16 protein-coding genes are annotated in these 16529 nt (G+C 62.8%); 7 read left to right on the forward strand and 9 right to left on the reverse strand.

Going from position 1 to position 16529, the window contains the following annotated elements; genetic code table 11:
* Nucleotides 1–20 precede the first annotated feature (20 nt).
* The gene (locus N805_RS05925) at nucleotides 21–443 is read left to right on the forward strand and encodes an Lrp/AsnC family transcriptional regulator (protein WP_016499380.1); all 423 of its coding nucleotides are present in this window, start codon (nucleotides 21–23) and stop codon (nucleotides 441–443) included.
* A 343-nt stretch (nucleotides 444–786) separates the two neighbouring features.
* Nucleotides 787–2205: an amino acid permease gene (locus N805_RS05930; RefSeq protein WP_028613047.1), complete on the forward strand. Its 1419-nt coding sequence runs from the start codon at nucleotides 787–789 to the stop codon at nucleotides 2203–2205.
* 111 nt (nucleotides 2206–2316) lie between these two features.
* Here the strand turns inward: N805_RS05930 and N805_RS05935 are convergent, their stop codons facing one another.
* From N805_RS05935 to N805_RS05950, 4 genes are all read right to left on the reverse strand, one after another.
* Complete coding sequence (locus N805_RS05935; protein ID WP_028613046.1) at nucleotides 2317–2916, reverse strand: START domain-containing protein; 600 nt, start codon at nucleotides 2914–2916, stop codon at nucleotides 2317–2319.
* 89 nt (nucleotides 2917–3005) lie between these two features.
* Nucleotides 3006–3842: a bifunctional allantoicase/(S)-ureidoglycine aminohydrolase gene (locus N805_RS05940; RefSeq protein ID WP_016499386.1), complete on the reverse strand. Its 837-nt coding sequence runs from the start codon at nucleotides 3840–3842 to the stop codon at nucleotides 3006–3008.
* 106 nt (nucleotides 3843–3948) lie between these two features.
* On the reverse strand, nucleotides 3949–5340 hold the full coding sequence (locus N805_RS05945) for an LLM class flavin-dependent oxidoreductase (RefSeq protein WP_028613045.1): 1392 nt from the start codon (nucleotides 5338–5340) through the stop codon (nucleotides 3949–3951).
* Nucleotides 5341–5356: 16 nt separating this feature from the next.
* Nucleotides 5357–6337: an aliphatic sulfonate ABC transporter substrate-binding protein gene (locus N805_RS05950; protein ID WP_028613044.1), complete on the reverse strand. Its 981-nt coding sequence runs from the start codon at nucleotides 6335–6337 to the stop codon at nucleotides 5357–5359.
* 197 nt (nucleotides 6338–6534) lie between these two features.
* Here N805_RS05950 and N805_RS05955 point away from each other — a divergent pair, with 197 nt between their 5' ends.
* Entirely contained in the window at nucleotides 6535–7419 is an 885-nt protein-coding gene (locus N805_RS05955; RefSeq protein ID WP_028613043.1) for a hypothetical protein, read from the forward strand.
* A gap of 7 nt (nucleotides 7420–7426) precedes the next feature.
* On the opposite strand, the gene N805_RS05960 is transcribed toward N805_RS05955, so the two are convergent.
* Nucleotides 7427–8311 (reverse strand): DMT family transporter, encoded by an 885-nt coding sequence (locus N805_RS05960; RefSeq protein WP_028613042.1) that lies wholly within the window; start codon nucleotides 8309–8311, stop codon nucleotides 7427–7429.
* Nucleotides 8312–8481: 170 nt separating this feature from the next.
* Here N805_RS05960 and N805_RS05965 point away from each other — a divergent pair, with 170 nt between their 5' ends.
* A complete protein-coding gene (locus N805_RS05965) occupies nucleotides 8482–9153 on the forward strand; it encodes a TetR/AcrR family transcriptional regulator (protein ID WP_028613041.1) in 672 nt (223 codons plus the stop codon).
* A 7-nt stretch (nucleotides 9154–9160) separates the two neighbouring features.
* On the opposite strand, the gene N805_RS05970 is transcribed toward N805_RS05965, so the two are convergent.
* Nucleotides 9161–10168 carry a GlxA family transcriptional regulator gene (locus tag N805_RS05970; RefSeq protein WP_028613040.1) on the reverse strand — a complete coding sequence of 336 codons (1008 nt, stop codon included), beginning with the start codon at nucleotides 10166–10168 and terminating at the stop codon, nucleotides 9161–9163.
* A gap of 159 nt (nucleotides 10169–10327) precedes the next feature.
* On the opposite strand from N805_RS05970, the gene N805_RS05975 reads away from it, so the two are divergent.
* The gene (locus tag N805_RS05975; protein WP_028613039.1) at nucleotides 10328–10798 is read left to right on the forward strand and encodes a hypothetical protein; all 471 of its coding nucleotides are present in this window, start codon (nucleotides 10328–10330) and stop codon (nucleotides 10796–10798) included.
* Nucleotides 10799–10910: 112 nt separating this feature from the next.
* Here N805_RS05975 and N805_RS05980 read toward each other — a convergent pair whose 3' ends face one another.
* The 3 genes from N805_RS05980 to csiR form a co-directional block, all read right to left on the reverse strand.
* A complete protein-coding gene (locus N805_RS05980; RefSeq protein ID WP_028613038.1) occupies nucleotides 10911–12302 on the reverse strand; it encodes a sensor histidine kinase in 1392 nt (463 codons plus the stop codon).
* Nucleotides 12280–12960 carry a response regulator transcription factor gene (locus N805_RS05985; protein ID WP_012272507.1) on the reverse strand — a complete coding sequence of 227 codons (681 nt, stop codon included), beginning with the start codon at nucleotides 12958–12960 and terminating at the stop codon, nucleotides 12280–12282. Before N805_RS05985 ends, N805_RS05980 begins: the two co-directional genes overlap by 23 nt.
* A gap of 201 nt (nucleotides 12961–13161) precedes the next feature.
* A complete protein-coding gene (gene csiR, locus N805_RS05990) occupies nucleotides 13162–13857 on the reverse strand; it encodes a DNA-binding transcriptional regulator CsiR (protein ID WP_028613037.1) in 696 nt (231 codons plus the stop codon).
* A 195-nt stretch (nucleotides 13858–14052) separates the two neighbouring features.
* Between csiR and glaH the strand changes: the two genes are divergently transcribed.
* Nucleotides 14053–15030, forward strand: coding sequence for a glutarate dioxygenase GlaH (gene glaH / locus N805_RS05995; RefSeq protein WP_046811300.1), 978 nt, complete (start codon nucleotides 14053–14055; stop codon nucleotides 15028–15030).
* A gap of 116 nt (nucleotides 15031–15146) precedes the next feature.
* Nucleotides 15147–16397: an L-2-hydroxyglutarate oxidase gene (gene lhgO, locus N805_RS06000; RefSeq protein WP_028613035.1), complete on the forward strand. Its 1251-nt coding sequence runs from the start codon at nucleotides 15147–15149 to the stop codon at nucleotides 16395–16397.
* Nucleotides 16398–16529 lie beyond the last annotated feature (132 nt).

A 16529-nucleotide genomic window follows, 5' to 3' on the forward strand; every position in this document is an offset into this window, starting at 1 on the left:
TCTGATTATTTGGCAGGCATATGGACACTATCGATCGGGAACTGATTGCGCTGTTGCGGGACAATGCACGTACCCCCGTGCTGACCTTGGCAAAAAAACTCAAGGTGGCCAGGGCAACGGTGCAAAACCGCATCACCCGGCTCGAAGAGCAGGGCGTGATCATCGGCTACACGGTACGCTTGCGCTCCGATGCGCTGGACCAGGGCGTGCGGGCGATCACCAGCATCGGCATCAGCGGCCATCACGCCGCAGAGGTCAAACACGCGCTGCGTGGGCACCCCAACGTGGTGGCCATTCACACCACCAATGGCCGCTGGGACCTGATGGCAGAGCTGCGCGCAGACACCCTTGAAGCGTTCGACCGGGCGCTGAACACCATTCGCTCCATCCCGCACATCGAGAATACCGAGACCAGCATCCTGCTCTCCACCTACAAGATGTGACCGCTGGGTCAGGCCTTTTGACAGGCGCATTGCGCAAACTGTCACCCAGGCTTTCCACAGTGCAAAAAATCCCTTTGGCTGTGCGCATTCTGTAGCGTTCCGCTTGGCCCGGGCCACTGGCAGAATGAAACTGTATTCGTGCAACGGTACAAGGCGCGCCACCCAGGGTGCGATTCAAACAATAAAAAAGCCCGCAGCGAAGTTGCGTCGGGTGTGAGTTTCCATTTTCGTTATTACCTGCGCTTTTATCATTTTCAATAACAGGGAACCTGCACCTTAGTGCCAATCAAATGGTGCGGCGCGGGGCGCTGAAGTTTTACCAAAAAAGAATAAGAGGTTGACTATGCATCAAACGTGCAATGCGCAAAGTGCTGATCCGCAAGAGGGCCGAGTGCTCAAGCGACGGCTGGAAAACCGGCACATACAGCTGATTTCGATCAGTGGCGCCATTGGCACCGGGTTGTTCATGGGCTCGGGCAAGATCATTGCGTTGTCTGGCACTTCGATCATCCTCGTCTACGCCATCATCGGTTTTTTTGTGTTTTGCATCATGCGCGCCATGGGCGAGATGCTGCTGGCCAACCTGCAGATGGAATCGTTCGCCGACCTGGTGCACAACTACCTGGGGCCACGGGCCGGTTACATTCTCAGCTGGTCGTACTGGCTCAGTTGGGTGGTGGCGGCGGTGGGCGACGTGGTGGTGGTCGCAGGGTTCGTGCAGTACTGGTACCCCGATGTGCCCACCTGGCTACCGGCTTTCGCCACCATGTTCCTGTTGCTGGGCCTGAACATGCTGGCGGTGAAGGCCTTTGGTGAAGTGGAGTTCTGGTTCGGCCTGATCAAGATCGTCGCCATCGTCCTGCTGGTGGTAACCGGCCTGGTGATGGTCGCCACCTCCTATACCTCGCCGGGCGGGGTGACGGCGTCGTTCAGCCACTTGGTGGCCCCTGGCGTGGTCATGCCGCATGGCATCCTTGGCTTCCTCGCCGGGTTCCAGATCGCTATCTTCTCCTTCGTCGGCACCGAGCTGATCGGCACCGCAGCGGCGGAGGCCAAAGACCCCGAGAAGACCCTGCCCAAGGCAATCAATACCATCCCCGTGCGTATCCTGCTTTTCTACATCTGTTCGCTGGTGTGCATCATCAGTGTGGTGTCCTGGGCCAATGTGCCGGCCAACCGCAGCCCATTCGTTGAATTGTTCTTGCTTGGCGGGTTGCCCGCTGCTGCTGGCATCATCAACTTCGTGGTCCTGACCTCTGCGGCCTCGTCGGCCAACAGTGGTGTTTACTCGGGCTCGCGCATGCTCTACGGCCTGTCGCACCAACAACAGGCGCCGACGGCGTTCGGGCGGCTATCCGGGTCGGGTACGCCAGTGCGGGCGCTGGTATTCTCTGGGGTGTGCATGGCAATTGCGTTGACGCTGCTGTTCGTGATCCCGGAAGTAATGACCGTGTTCACCCTGGTGTCGACCATTTCCGCGGTGATGATCATCGTTACCTGGTCGCTGATCTTGCTGTCCTACTTTGCTTACCGTCGACAGAATCCGCAGGCGCATGAGCAGTCCAGGTTCAAGCTGCCTGGCGGCAAGGTCACCGCCGCGCTGGCGCAGCTGTTCCTGATTTTCGTGCTGTGCCTGCTGGCGCTGGAACCGGACACCCGCACGGCGTTGTACGTGATGCCGTTGTGGTATGCGGGCCTGTTGCTGGCCTATCGACGCAGGACCAAGGCTTCTGCGCAACCGCAGACAGCGACTGCTACATAGGACCCTGGGGCTGCTGCGCAGCCCATCGCCGGCAAGCCAGCTCCCACTTGGACCGCGCAACGCTCAAGATCTGCGCAGTACCAGTGGGAGCTGGATTGCCGGCGAGTCACCTCAAGGCTGGCGTTCAGCAACTGCCCGCAACGTACGCAACGTCACCACCGGCGCATCCACCACAAACCGGTTGGCCAGCCAGCCGGGCACATCGCCAGCAGGGTCGGCCTGCAACTGGTAGGTCACCTCCGTCTCGCGCTCGCCCAGTGGTTTCATCCGCCACTCACCGCTCAGATGCTGCACCCGGATCAGGCCTTCAACCTTGGGGATCCTGTCGGGCTCGGCGCTCAGGCGCCGCAGCAATGTGCCGTCGTCCAGGCGTTCGCTGGTTACTTTCAGCACAATGTCCCGCGGCATCGTTGGCCACGGCAGGTTGGTGGTCAGGTACACCCAGGTATTGGCGCCATCCACCTCCAGTAGGCGCATCTGGTCGCAGGCGTACAGCCATTTGCAGGCTACGCGCAGGTTCTCTTGCAGGTCGGTGAGGGTGCGTACGCTCGCTTTCATGGTGCTCACACCACGAAATTGCTGGTAGGACGAGTCATCCGCGCCGCGCAGGTACACGCGTATGCCTTCGCGGTCATAAGCCAGGTTCCAGTCATCGGCAGCCAGGGCAGGGGCGCACAGCAGCAGGGCGGCGAGCAGCAGGCAGCGGTTCATGGCTGGTACCGCGCGGGGATGGATGTTCAAGTATGCGCGGCAAACAGAAAGCCCGCCAGGTTGGCGGGCTTGCGGGCATCAGCCTGAGCTTAGCGCTTAGGGTTCAGCGTCAGGTGCACGTGACGGTTCACGTCCTTGTACAGCAGGTAGCTGAAGTTGCCTGGGCCGCCGGCGTAGCAGGCTTGCGGGCAGAAGGCGCGCAGCCACATGAAGTCGCCGGCTTCCACTTCGACCCAGTCCTGGTTCAGGCGGTACACCGCCTTGCCTTCCAGCACGTACAGGCCGTGTTCCATCACGTGGGTTTCAGCGAACGGGATCACGCCGCCCGGCTGGAAGGTGACGATGTTCACGTGCATGTCGTGGCGCATGTCGGCCATGTCGACGAAACGGGTGGTTTTCCAGCGGCCTTCGGTGCCCGGCATCTCGATGACGGTGGCGTTGTCGCGGTGGGTGACGAACGACTCCGGTACGTCCAGGCCTTCAACTTTCTGGTAGTGCTTGCGCAGCCAGTGGAAGGTGACGTTGGACTTGCTGTTGTTGCGCAGGCTCCACTCGGCGCCCGGGGCCAGGAAGGCGTAGCCGCCTGGTACCAGGGTGTGATGCTTGCCTTCAACGGTGATGTCCAATTCGCCTTCGACGATGAACACCACGGCTTCGGCGTTAGGGTCCAGCTCAGGGCGCTCGCTGCCGCCTTCCGGGGCCAGCTCGACGATGTACTGGGAGAAGGTTTCGGCAAAACCGGTCAGCGGGCGGGCGATGACCCACATGCGCATCTTGTCCCAGAACGGCAGGTGGCTGGTGACGATGTCACGCATCACGCCCTTGGGGATGACGGCATAGGCTTCGGTGAACATGGCACGGTCAGTCAGCAGCTCGGTTTGAGCTGGGTGCCCACCGTGGGGGGCGAAGTACGAATGGTTCGACATGGACAATCTCGACTTGTTGTTCTCTCCCCGTGCCGTGAACCGCACCGGCCGGTGCGGCGCAGGGGATGTGGCAACAGAATAGGGTCGAGCGCGCGCCATCCACAAATTAAATGTTGGAATACCCGGTATTTGATCGCTGAATGTCTACTTGGCGTCCGGCATGCTGTTCCGGCAGTCGATCGCCTTGGCCGAACAGTTTGTGGCGCAGGGTGCCTTCGGAGTAGCCCGACGGGTAGCGGCCGCGGCGTTGCAGCTCGGGCACCAGCAACTCGACCACATTGGCCAGGTCGTCCGGCTGCACCGCGTAGGTGAGGTTGAAACCGTCGATGCCGGTCTGGTCCAGCCAGCTTTCCAGCTGGTCGGCGACCTCGCTGGCGGCGCCTACCAGCACCGGGCAGCGACCCCCCAGGCCAACGAACTCGGCGGCCTCGCGTACGGTCCAGCGGCGGTTCGGGTCGGCGGCGGTAAACGCGGCCAGGGCGGCGCGGCCGGCGTCATTTTCAACGTATTCGATCGGCGCATCGGGGTCGAGGCCGGCAAAGTCGATGCCGGTCCAGCCCGACAGCAGCGCCAGGGCAGCATCCAGGTCGACGTAGCGACGGTATTCGGCGAAGCGGGACTCGGCCTCTTCCCGGGTGGGGGCGACGATCAACAAAGCCTGGGCATAGATCAGCACTTCATCACGACCTCGCCCGGCGGCTTCGCTGGCCTCGCGAATGCCGTCGGCGTAGCGGCGCAATACGGTGGGGGTCGGGCCGCTGATGAACACGCATTCGGCGTGGCGTGCGGCAAACTGCTGGCCGCGTGACGAAGCGCCGGCCTGGAACAGCACCGGGGTGCGCTGCGGCGACGGCTGGCACAGGTGCATGCCGGGCACCTGGAAGTGCTCGCCCACATGATTGATAGGGTGCACCCGGGTTGGCTCGATGTAGCGCCCGCTGTCGCGCTCCAGCAGCACTGCGTCATCGTCCCAGCTCTTCTCCCACAGCTTGTACAGCACCTGCAGGTATTCCTCGGCCAGGTCGTAGCGCTGGTCGTGGCCGAGCTGGCGCGCCAGGCCGAGGTTGCGCGCGGCGCTGTCGAGGTAGCCGGTGACGATGTTCCAGCCCACCCGGCCATTGCTCAGGTGGTCGAGTGTGGACATGCGCCGGGCGAACGGGTAGGGGTGCTCGTAGGTGAGCGAAAAGGTGACGCCAAACCCCAGGTGCTCAGTGACGCCGGCCATGGCCGGCACCAGCAGCAGCGGGTCGTTGACCGGTACCTGCACGCCACCGCGCAGGGCGGCTTCAGGGCCGCCCTGGTAGACGTCGTAGATGCCCAGCACATCGGCAATGAACAGGGCGTCAAACAGGCCGCGCTCCAGCAGGCGGGCCAGGTCGGTCCAGTAGCTCAGGCGGTTGAAGGTGACGCTGGTATTGCGTGGGTGGCGCCACAGGCCGGGGGACTGGTGGCTGGCGGCGTTCATGCTGAACGCGTTGAAGCGGATCGGGCGGGGCATGTCAGGTGCGCTCCGCTCAAGGCAACACGGAAGCCGGGTAGACCGCGTCGGCCACCTGCAGCTTGTGTGGAATCAGGCCCAGGCCCTGGAAGGTGTCAGCCAGTTTTTGTTGTTCGGCGACGATCTGCGGGGTGATGGCCACGGCGTTGTAGTTACGGCGCTCGCTGGCCACTTCAAGCACGTTGGCGTTGATGCCCAGCTGCGGGGCCAGCAGTGCGGCGACCTCTGCAGGCTTGGCGTTGGCCCACTGGCTGACTTTGCCCAGTTCGGTAAAGAAGGTTTTCAGCAGCGCACGGTGCTGGTCGGCGTAGCTGGCGGTGGACAGGTAGAAGGTGCGGTTGTTGGACAGGCCGCTGCCGTCACGCAGGTTCTTCAGGCCTGGCTGGCTTTCTGCTGCGGCGAGGAACGGGTCCCACAGGGTCACGGCCTGCACGCTACCCGACTGCAAGGCGGCCACGGCATCGGCGGCATTGTTGACGTAGGCGGGGGTAATGTCCTGGTAACTCAGGCCAGCCTGTTCCAGTGCGACGGCCAGCAGGTACTGGGCGTTCCAGCCACGGCCTGTGGCCACGCGTTTGCCTTTCAGGTCCTGCACGCCGGTCACATGGTCCTGCTCGCGTACCACCAGGCCGATGCCGCGTGGGTACGGTTGTTCGGCGGCCAGGTACACCACGGGTTTTCCGGCGGCTTGGGCGAACACCGACGGGGCGTCGGCGGCGTGGCCGAGGTCGATGGCGCCGGTGCTCAGGGCCTCGAGCAACTGCGGGCCGGCAGCAAATTCGTGCCAGCTGACCTTGACGCCTTGCGGGGCCAGGGCCTTTTCCAGGGCGCCGCTGCCTTTGAGGATGTTGATGCTGTTGAACTTCTGGTAGCCGATGCGAAGGGTCTTGGCGTCATCGGCCAAGGCTTGGGACCAGGGCAGCAGGGCGCTGGCGACACTGGCCAGCAGGCCGCCAATCAACAGGCGGCGCAGGGGGGAGAAGGCACGGATTGGCACGGGTATGCTCCTTGAAACCGGGTGGAAAGCGATGGGCCCAGACTAAGGAGATGGCGTTCGGCTTTCAATTTTTATATTCCGTTTCGTTAGAATGTTTAGTTATTTTTATATCCTTTTGTTTTGTAACGGTTTGCATTCTTTCGACATTTTTTTCACATTCGCTTGCTAGCATCCCCCGGCAATCCGAGGAGCCCTTCATGCCGCAATTTCTGCGCAAGCGCAGCACCCGCATCGCCCTGACCGCCACTTCCGGCCTGCTGGCCGCCACCCTGGGTTTCTTCGCCTGGCAGAGCTTCTACCCGGTCCAGGCCGCTTCTGGCTGGGATGTCGAGGTGCTGCATCGTGATGTGGCCAAGGCCGCATCGCTGTTGCCGCAAGCGGATGGCAGCCTGTTGGTCAGCCGCGAACTGGATGATGGTCATGGCAGCATCCTCAAGATCACCGCGACCGGCGACCGCGTAGTGGTGGTCGACAACCTGTCCAAGCCCGATGGCATGGTCGCGGCACAAGGCGGCTGGGTGTTCAGCCAGGAAGGCGGCCAGGCGCCGGTAAGCCTGGCCCGCGATGGCCAGGTTAGCCACCTGTTCGACGGTGAAAGCGTGCAGGGGCTGTGGAACGACGGCGACCACCTGTATGCCATCGAAGACCGCAAGGGCAATGGCCGCCTGATGCGTTATGACTGGGCCAGCGGCCAGCTTGATGTGCTGCGTTCCGGCCTGACCGAAACCGAAGGCCTCACCCGCTGCAACGACGGCCGCTTGCTGTACACCGAAAAAGCCAATGGCAAGGTTCGCGCCCTGTCTGACGATGGCAAGGACCCGGTGGTGGTCGATGGGCTGCGCAACCCCACCTTCCTGTTCTGTGACCAGCGTGGCCTGTGGGTCAGCGAAGACAACACTCACCGCGCACGCTTGTTGCTGATCGACGCTGACGGCGTCCAGCACACCATGCTGACCTTCCTCAAGGCGCCGCAGTCGATCGTGGCGGACGGCAAGGGCGGCTACCTGTTGGCCGAAGGCGGGCGTAACCGCGTGCTGCACCTGACGCCGCCACCGACGCACGACACCGCCCAGCGCGACTGAGCCGGCGCTAGCTGGGCAGGCGCCGCACGCGCCCTGGCAGCAGGCCCAGCACCAGCATGCAGCCGAGCAGAATTACCAGGCCTCCCGCCGCCTGCAACAGGCTCAGGGCTTCATCGAGGAACAGCGCGCCGACCAGCACTGCCACTAGCGTGACCACGAACTCCACGCTGATGGCGCGGGTGGCGCCGATCCGAGCCACCAGGCCAAAGTACAGTACGTAGGTGGTAGCGCTCATCACTGCGCCGCTAATAAGCAGGTAAAGCCAGTCGCCTGCGTGTGGCACGCTGGGTACCGGTACTAGCAGCAACAGCGGCAGGGTCATCAGCCCGCCAGCCAGGAACGCGCCGCAGGTGACCGTCCACGGGTCCTGGCCGCGCAGGTGCAGGCTGGCATAGTTGCTGCCGTAGGCGGCGCTGATGGCGCCAAGCAGCGAGGCGATGCAGCCGTGGATGAAGTCGTCATCGACCGCGCGGGCCGGAAAACCGACCAACATGGCAATGCCGGCAATGCCCAGCAGCAGCCCGGCCAGGCCTTGCGGGGTGATTTTCTCCAGCCCCCAGACCCGCCCGATCAGCATCGAGAACAGCGGAATGGTGGCGACAAAAATGGCTGCCATCGCTGTGCCGATACGTGGGGTGGCGTACGACATGCCGATCAATTGCCCGGCCACGGTGGTTGCACCCACCACCAGCAAGGGTACCAGCAGCGGCCGCAGGCGCAGCGAGCGGCGCAGCAGGGTTGCAAGGATCGCCAGGGTGCCGCTGGCAATCAGTGCCCGCAGGCTGACCGCACCCACCCAGCCAAAGGCATGCACCACCTTGAGCAGCACCAGGAACGAAAAGCCCCAGGCTATGGCCAGGAAGAGGTAGGCGGCGAGGTCGCGCGGTTGCATGAGGCAGGGTCCATCCAGGGCAGGGGCAGGCAGGCTAGCGGGTTGCGGGGCGTGATATCAAGGCCGGACAGGCGCAATGCATCATGGCTACTCGACCAACAGCGTGCTTCCCTGCATGGCCGCGCTCGCGGATAATCCCCGGTATTCCAATAAATAGCCTGTGAGTGGGTATGAGTGATTCCGTAGTGAGCCTTGGCCAGCCTGAAACCGAGGGGGGGCGCAAAACGCGCAAGAACAACCCCGAGAAAACGCGCGAGGACATCCTCCAGGCGGCCATCAACGAGTTCGTCCAGCAAGGGCTGGCCGGCGCACGCGTCGACGCTATCGCCGAGCGCACGGCAACCTCCAAGCGCATGATCTACTACTACTTCGGCAGCAAAGAGCAGCTGTACTGCGAATGCCTGGTGAAGTTGTACGGCGATATCCGCAAGACCGAGCAAAGCCTGGACCTGGAGTCGTTGCCGGCTGAGCAGGCGATCCGTCGGCTGGTGGAATTCACCTTCGATCACCACGACCGCAATGTCGATTTCGTGCGGATCATCTGCACCGAAAACATCCATTACGGCGAGTACGTCAAGCAGTCGCCGGCGATCCGCGAAATGAGCAGCCTGGTGCTCGAAGCCCTGGGCAACACCCTGCACCGTGGCGTGCAGGAAGGTGTGTTCCGCACCGGCATCGAGGTGATCGACCTGCACATGCTGATGAGCTCGTTCTGCTTCTACCGGGTGTCGAACCGCCACACCTTTGGCGAGATCTTCCAGATCGACCTGTCTGACGACCAGGTCAAGCTGCGTCACAAAGCCATGATCTGTGACGCCGTATTGCGCTATATCTGCGCCTGAACGCCGCTTACTCGCCCAGCCGTTGCTCGCGTGACGGCGGGTAGCCGAAGTACGCCGCATAGCACTTGCTGAAGTGCGACACCGAAACAAACCCGCAGGCCACTGCCACTTCCATCACCGACAGGTCCGAATACTGCAGCAGCCGGCGGCTTTTGGTAATGCGCAGTTCCATGTAGTAGCGCCGTGGCGAGGTGCCCAACTGTGCCTGGAACAGGCGGTCGATCTGCCGGCGCGAGCGCCCGCTATAGGCGGCCAGCTGATCGAGGCTGAGGGTTTCCTCCAGGTTGTTCTCCATCAGCTCGACGATGGTGCGCAGGTGCAGGCTCATGGATTTTTTCGCTCCCGGGCCGACCTGGCGGTAGCGGGCCCCGGAGAACGACAGGATTTCCTCCACGCCTTCGGCCAGCCCGTCACCATAAAGCCGGCGCACCAGGCCCAGCATCAGTTCCATGGCACCATTGGGGCTGGCGGCGCTGAGGCGGTCGCGGTCGAGGGTGAAACTGGCCGGCGTGATGCGTGTTTGCGGGCTGCGCTCGGACAGGCTGGCGCGCTGCTCGGGGTGGATACTGCAGCCATAGTCGTCCAGCACCCCGGCGCGGCCAAGAAACCAGGCGCCGTTCCACAAGCCGCCCAGGGCCATGCCGTGGGCTGCGCAGTCGTCCAGCAGGCGGTCGAGTTCAGGGTACTTCAGTGGGGTGCGCAAGCCGCCGCAGATCACCAGCAGGTCCAGCGCTTTCAGCGCCCCGGCGGACAGCTCGGTGGCCACCAGTTCCAACCCCAGGTCGCTGGTCACCCGGTCGCCATCCATCGACAGCGGGGTGAACTGGAAACTGTCGGCGCGTAGCAGGTTGGCCGTGACCAGCACGTCCATGGCAACGGTGAAGCTGGCCATCGAGAAATGTTCGAGCAGGACGAAATCAACCCGGTAGGGGGCCTGGGCATTGGCGCTGCTGGTTTTGAGCCGCAGCATGTTGCTGGTGCTGGTCTTCTTGCTGAACTGTCGTGGCGTGGGCACTCTGGACTCCGCTTCCTGGCTGGCCCGCTGAGTGTGGCGGGTGGCCGGGGGAAAGACAATGTCCTGGGTGGGTGTGTCGTATTTCAGGTCGTGTTCAGGCAACCTGTCTGGCTTGGCCTATTGCCGCCATGTTGCCCCCTGTCACTGAGGACGCCCTTGATGAAGTACGCCGTTGCCCTGTTGTTCAGCCTGTTGCCGCTGCTGGCCAATGCCCTGGAACTGGGCGAGAAGCTGGCCCCGTGGACGCTGCTCGACCAGCACGATCAGGCCTACAGCCTCGATACCGGCACGCACATCCTGCTGGTAGCGCATGACATGGACGGCGCCAAGCTGGTCAAGGCGGCGCTGGCCGAGCAACCCAAGGGGTACCTTGAGGCGCGTGATGCAGTGTTCGTTGCCGACATCCAGCGCATGCCTGCGCTGATCAGCAAGCTGTTCGCCATCCCTGCCATGCGCGATTACAACTACCGGGTGCTGCTCGACCGAGAAGGGCGGGTGGCCAGCCGTTATTCCGGGCAGGATGGCCAGGTGCAGTGGATGCAGCTGCAGCAGGGCGTGCTTGTGAGCCAGCGGGCGTTTACCGATGCGGCGGCGTTGAAGGCGGCGCTGGAGAGCGCCGTGCAGCATTGAGGCCATACCACCATCGTCTGCAGGAGAGCGCCCGGCCCTTTGGGCTGCGCTTTCACGCAGATAACCAAGGCAACAAGTGAACTGTTTACCCGCCGCCTGGCGGCGCCAGCCTTTACTTGGCCAGCCCCGCAAGCGGGCAGTGCAATACCAGCTTCGCACCACCCAGCTCGCTGTCCCCAATCTCCAGCCCGAACCCATGCAGGTCGACGATCGCCGCAACGATCGACAATCCCAGCCCGAACCCGGCATGGCGATGGCCTTCATCGCTGCGATAAAACCGCTTCAGCACCGCAGTACGCTCTTCTTCGGGAATACCCGGCCCGCTGTCCTCGATAGCCAGGTGCACGCCGTTATCGTCCTGCGTTGCGCAAATCCGCACTTGCCCACCCTCGGGCGTGAACTTGATACCGTTGCCCACCAGGTTGGCCAGTGCCTCGAACAGCAGTTCTCGGTCACCGTACAGTGCCGGCAGCAGCGCGGGCTGGTGCAATTGCAGATGGATGCCGCCATCCTCGGCCAAAGGCAAATAGAAGTCGTGCAGTTCGACCAGCAGTTCATGCGGGTCAAGCTGGACGAAGCCGGCCCGGCGCTGGCGGTCTTCCAGTTCGCTGATGCGTAGCAACCCGCGAAAACGCGCCATCAGGGTGTCGGTTTCGCCGATGGCCTGGTCCAGCGCCTCGGCTTGCGCGGAGTCGACGTCGCTCTGCTGGCGAATGCGGTACAGCTGGGCGCGCAGGCGGGTGAGCGGGGTACGCAGGTCATGGGCAATGTTGTCGCACACCCCCTTGACCTCATGCATCAGCCGCTCGATGCGGTCCAGCATGGCGTTGACGATGGCTGCCAGCATGTCCAGCTCGTCGCGCCGGGCCGACAACGGCAGGCGGTGGGTCAGGTCGCCGGCGACGATCAGCTCGGCCTGGGCCTGGATTGCACGGATACGCTTCAGCGGCCGGCGGCGCAACAAATACCAGCCGGCAAAGCCTGGGATCAGCGTCAAGGAGATACCCCAGAGCAGGGCATCGAGAATGATCCGGGTAACCACGAACAGTGAGCCGTTATCGCGGAACAGTACCAGCCAGCGGCCATCTTGCACTTTGATCGCCACCGCATCGCAGCTGTCGCGGGGCAGGTGTGGGTCGTCGGCATCCAGGCAGCGTTTCAACTCATGGATCTTGCCGTCCAGCCTGAGCTCCGGGGGCAGGGTACGCACACTGCCGCCAATCGGGTTGAGCTGGGTGTCGAACAGGCCATAGGCGTCGAAGCTTCGCTCCTCGAAGGCCTGGCTGGCGATCAGTGCGTCGTCCAGTTGTTTGCCGCTCATGTGCGCGAACAGATGCTGGCGCTGCAGCATCGAATGGCGGGTGAGCTTGTTCAGGTAGCTGGACACCTCGAAGTACAGCACACCCATGAGGATGCTGCTCCAGGCCACGAACAGAAAGCTGTACAGCGCCAGCAGGCGGCTGGTGGAGGAGCTCCAGCCCTTAGACGGGTTCAGCAATGGCATAGCCGGAGCCCCGTACCGTACGGATCAGCGGCGACTGGCCGGGGGAGTCGATTTTCTTGCGCAGGCGGCCGATATGCACGTCGATCAGGTTTGTGCCGGGGTCGAAATGGTAGCCCCAGACTTCTTCGAAAATCATCATCCGTGTGATCACCTGGCCGCTGTGGCGCATCAGGTACTCCAGCAGTTTGTATTCGGTGGGCAGCAGGTTGAGCGTATTGTCACCGCGGCGCGCCTCGTGGCTGATCAGGTCCAGTTGCAGGTCGGCGACCTGCAGGCGTGTCTGGGTCATGGGCACACTGTTGCGGCGCAGCAATACCTCGACCCGTGCGGCCATTTCGTCGGAGGCAAATGGCTTGGTCAGGTAGTCGTCACCGCCGGCACGCAGGCCGCGTACCCGTTCGTCGACGTCGGAGAGGGCGCTGATCATCAGGATCGGCGTGGCGATCTTGAGGCTGCGCAAGGTAGTGACGATGGTCAGGCCATCAACCTCGGGCAGCATGCGGTCCAGGGTGATCAGGTCGTAGCCACCGGCAATGGCCTTGGCCAGGCCTTCACGGCCATTGTCGGCCCAATCCACCTCCAGGCCGTGGCTGGTAAGTTCGGCGACGATTTCCTGGCCGGTGACGGCGTCGTCTTCGATGGTCAGTACGCGAGGCATGCTGGTTCCTGGGCATCTAATAGAGATTTGATTGTGCCAAAGAATAGACAACCGGCGATTTAAGAAAAATTCATCTAGCGTCTTTTACCTGCACTGGCCTCTTCGCGGGTGAACCCGCTCCCACAAGTACAGCGGCGCTCCCCAAGATCGGTGAGGGCCCTGTGGGAGCGGGTTTACCCGCGAAGCAAGCGGCGCGGTGTTTCAGCGGGCGCCGATACCTTCGGCATGCATGATCTGCGCGATGATCGGCACCGGGGTCATCAGGTGCGAGCGCATCATGGCGCTGGCACGCTTGGCGTCACGGGCGAGAATCACCTCGACCAGCGCTGCATGTTCCTGGCGCTTGAGCGCCAGGGCCTGTTCGGAGAACACCGTCTGCGTCAGCCACAGGTGGCGGTAGCGCTCGGCCTGGTCGAACAGGTAGGTGCGTGCCTGAAGCAGGTGCTTGGAGCCGCAGCCCGAGGCAATGGCGGTATGAAACGCCTTGTGCCGCTCGTCCCACACATCCAGGCGCTGCTCGCGGGTTTTTACTTCAACCACCTTGGCCAGGGTATGCGAGTGGGCCAGCACTGACGCCTCCCAGGCGTCGTCGCCGCGCTCGATGGCCAGGGCGATGATCATTGCCTCCAGGTTGGCGCGGGCATCGTAGATGTCGTTCATCTCGTCCAGCGACATGGGCGCCACCCGGTAGCCTTTCTGGCTGATCGCGTTGACCAGGTGCTCGGCCACCAGTTGCGACAGTGCCTCGCGCAGCGGGCCCACGCCCAGGTCGTAGCGTTCCTTCAGCGCGCTCATCAACAGTTTTTCACCGGGCTTGAACACGCCACGGATGATGTCCTTCTTGAGCCTCTCATACCCGCTGAATGCTGAGTTTTGTCGGGGGGCGAGCGCTTCCAAGATCCTGTTCCTCAAAACGTTTTGGCGATCATACCGAAACCGTCTGCTGACGAAAAACAGTGGATAAACGGCAATACTGTAGTCGAAATATAAAAATGTAGACATTTTGCTTTAGTGGCGATACTTTGGCTTCGCCCGCACTGATCCAGGTCACGACCGGACGGCGCTCTTCACTTTATTTGCCAGGAAACTGCCATGAACGCTTTTACGCAGATCGACGAACTTGTGATGCCACTGCCGCTCGAGCCGCGTGGTTACACCATCGCCCCTTCGAAACAGTCGCCGCGCCTGCTTGAACTGACCTTCGCCCGAGAAACCGTCGAAGCGTTTGTCCAGGCTGTTGCCGAGTGGCCGGTGCAGGCGCTGGAGTACAAGTCGTTCCTGCGTTTCCGGCTGGGTGAAATCCTTGACGAACTGTGCCAGGGCACCCTGCGCCCGGTGCTGCTCAACACAATCCTTGATCGCGCCACCGGCGGCATGCTGATTACCCCGTTGGGCCTGGATGACGTAAGCCAGGCAGAGGACATGGTCAAGTTCACTACCGCTTGCGCGCATCTGATCGGCCGTTCCAACTACGACGCCATGAGCGGCCAGTTCTATGCACGCTTTGTGGTGGTCAATTCCGACAACTCCGACAGCTACCTGCGCCAGCCGCATCGGGTGATGGAGCTGCACAACGACGGCACTTTCGTGAACCAGATCACCGATTACGTGCTGATGCTGAAGATCGACGAAAAGAACATGGAAGGCGGGAATTCGCTGCTGCTGCACCTGGACGACTGGGAGCAGTGCGAGGAATTCTTCCGCCACCCTATGGCCCGCCGCGAAATGCGCTGGACCGCACCGCCGAGCAAGAAGGTGGCCGAAGATGTGTTCCACTCTGTGTTCGACACCGACGGCGAAGGTCGCCCGACCATGCGCTACATTGACCAGTTCGTGCAGCCGGAAAACTACGAGGAAGGCATCTGGCTGAACGCTCTGTCCGATTCGCTGGAAGGCAGCGCGAAGAAGGTTTCGGTGCCGGTGGCGGTTGGCAGCTTCCTGCTGATCAACAACCTGTTCTGGCTGCACGGTCGCGACCGCTTCACCCCGCATGAGGGCCTGCGCCGTGAGCTGATGCGCCAGCGTGGTTACGTCGCCTTCCCCAAACCGCTGTACCAGCGCGGGCAATAATGACAGGGCGCAGGGCGGGCGCCCGCCCATGCGTCGTTGCACAAAAAATGATGCCACCAGGGCCCGCGCGGGCCTTGGTGAGCGAGCCAGGCAATGCCTGCGTGTGAGGTAAGGCTGTGTACGATTTCATCATTATTGGCGGTGGCATTGTGGGCATGTCCACGGCCATGCACCTGATCAAGGTCTACCCGGACGCAAAGATTCTCCTGCTGGAGAAGGAGTCCGGCCCGGCCCGCCACCAGACCGGTCACAACAGCGGCGTGATCCACGCTGGCGTGTACTACACCCCCGGCAGCCTCAAGGCGCGCTTCTGCCTGGAAGGTAACAAGGCCACCAAGGCCTTCTGCACCCAGCACGGCATCCGCTTCGATGAGTGCGGCAAGCTGCTGGTGGCTACCAACGAGCTGGAAATGCAGCGCATGAAGGCGCTGTGGGAGCGTACCGCGGCCAACGGCCTGGAGCGCCATTGGCTGTCGGCCGACGAACTGCGCGAGCGCGAGCCCAATATCGTGGGAATGGGGGGCATCTTCGTGCCGTCCAGCGGCATCGTCAATTACGCCCAAGTGACTGCTGCGATGGGCGCTGAATTCCAGCGTGCCGGCGGCGAGATCCGCTATGGGGCAGAGGTGGTCGGCCTGCAGGAACAAGCCAGCGAAGTGATCGTGCGCACGCAGCGCGACGAGTTCCGTAGCCGTTTCCTGGTGACCTGCTCGGGCCTGATGGCCGACCGCGTGGTCAGCATGCTGGGCCTGCGCACCGAGTTTGTCATCTGCCCGTTCCGGGGCGAGTACTACTTGCTGCCCAAGCAGCACAACCAGATCGTCAACCACCTGATCTACCCGATCCCCGACCCGTCGATGCCGTTTTTGGGCGTGCACCTGACCCGCATGATCGACGGCACGGTCACGGTTGGCCCCAACGCCGTACTGGCGATGAAGCGCGAGGGCTACCGCAAGACCGACGTCAGCCCCAGCGACCTGTTCCAGACCCTGACCACCCCCGGCATTCTCAAGGTGCTGGCGAGGAACTTCCGCCCGGGCCTGATCGAGATGAAAAACTCGCTGTTCAAGGGCGGCTACCTCAAGCAGGTGCAGAAGTACTGCCCGAGCATCACCAAGGCCGACCTCACGCCTTACCCGGCCGGTGTGCGCGCCCAGGCGGTTTCGCGCGACGGCAAGCTGATCGACGACTTCCTGTTCGTCAACACCGCACGCAGCGTCAACGTGTGCAATGCACCGTCGCCGGCCGCCACCTCGGCCATCCCGATCGGCGCCTATATCGTCGAGAAGGTGTGTGAGCAGGTCACCCGTGCAGGTGGCAGCGTCCCCAAGGCGGACCTGACGGCCAGCCAGCGGGCGGCCAGCTGACAACGCGGTAACAGGTTCCGCGGTTTCCTTTTACTCAACCCGAACTGCCCTGCTCACCAGTCAGGGCAGAGCGGGCTTTTTCGCGCCTGCGTCGGCGACCGTGCAGCCGGCGGCCCCAGCGTGGGCATGACA

The sequence above is a fragment of the Pseudomonas putida S13.1.2 genome (assembly GCF_000498395.2).
Lineage (GTDB): Bacteria > Pseudomonadota > Gammaproteobacteria > Pseudomonadales > Pseudomonadaceae > Aquipseudomonas > Aquipseudomonas putida_Q.

Coding starts and splice junctions, on each gene's coding strand:
- N805_RS05955 (WP_028613043.1), top strand. CDS start 6,535: ATGCCGCAATTTCTGCGCAAGCGCAGCACCCGCATCGCCCTGACCGCC.
- N805_RS05940 (WP_016499386.1), bottom strand. CDS start 3,842: ATGTCGAACCATTCGTACTTCGCCCCCCACGGTGGGCACCCAGCTCAA.
- N805_RS05925 (WP_016499380.1), top strand. CDS start 21: ATGGACACTATCGATCGGGAACTGATTGCGCTGTTGCGGGACAATGCA.
- glaH (WP_046811300.1), top strand. CDS start 14,053: ATGAACGCTTTTACGCAGATCGACGAACTTGTGATGCCACTGCCGCTC.
- N805_RS05945 (WP_028613045.1), bottom strand. CDS start 5,340: ATGCCCCGCCCGATCCGCTTCAACGCGTTCAGCATGAACGCCGCCAGC.
- N805_RS05965 (WP_028613041.1), top strand. CDS start 8,482: ATGAGTGATTCCGTAGTGAGCCTTGGCCAGCCTGAAACCGAGGGGGGG.
- N805_RS05960 (WP_028613042.1), bottom strand. CDS start 8,311: ATGCAACCGCGCGACCTCGCCGCCTACCTCTTCCTGGCCATAGCCTGG.
- N805_RS05980 (WP_028613038.1), bottom strand. CDS start 12,302: ATGCCATTGCTGAACCCGTCTAAGGGCTGGAGCTCCTCCACCAGCCGC.
- N805_RS05985 (WP_012272507.1), bottom strand. CDS start 12,960: ATGCCTCGCGTACTGACCATCGAAGACGACGCCGTCACCGGCCAGGAA.
- N805_RS05930 (WP_028613047.1), top strand. CDS start 787: ATGCATCAAACGTGCAATGCGCAAAGTGCTGATCCGCAAGAGGGCCGA.
- N805_RS05935 (WP_028613046.1), bottom strand. CDS start 2,916: ATGAACCGCTGCCTGCTGCTCGCCGCCCTGCTGCTGTGCGCCCCTGCC.
- N805_RS05975 (WP_028613039.1), top strand. CDS start 10,328: ATGAAGTACGCCGTTGCCCTGTTGTTCAGCCTGTTGCCGCTGCTGGCC.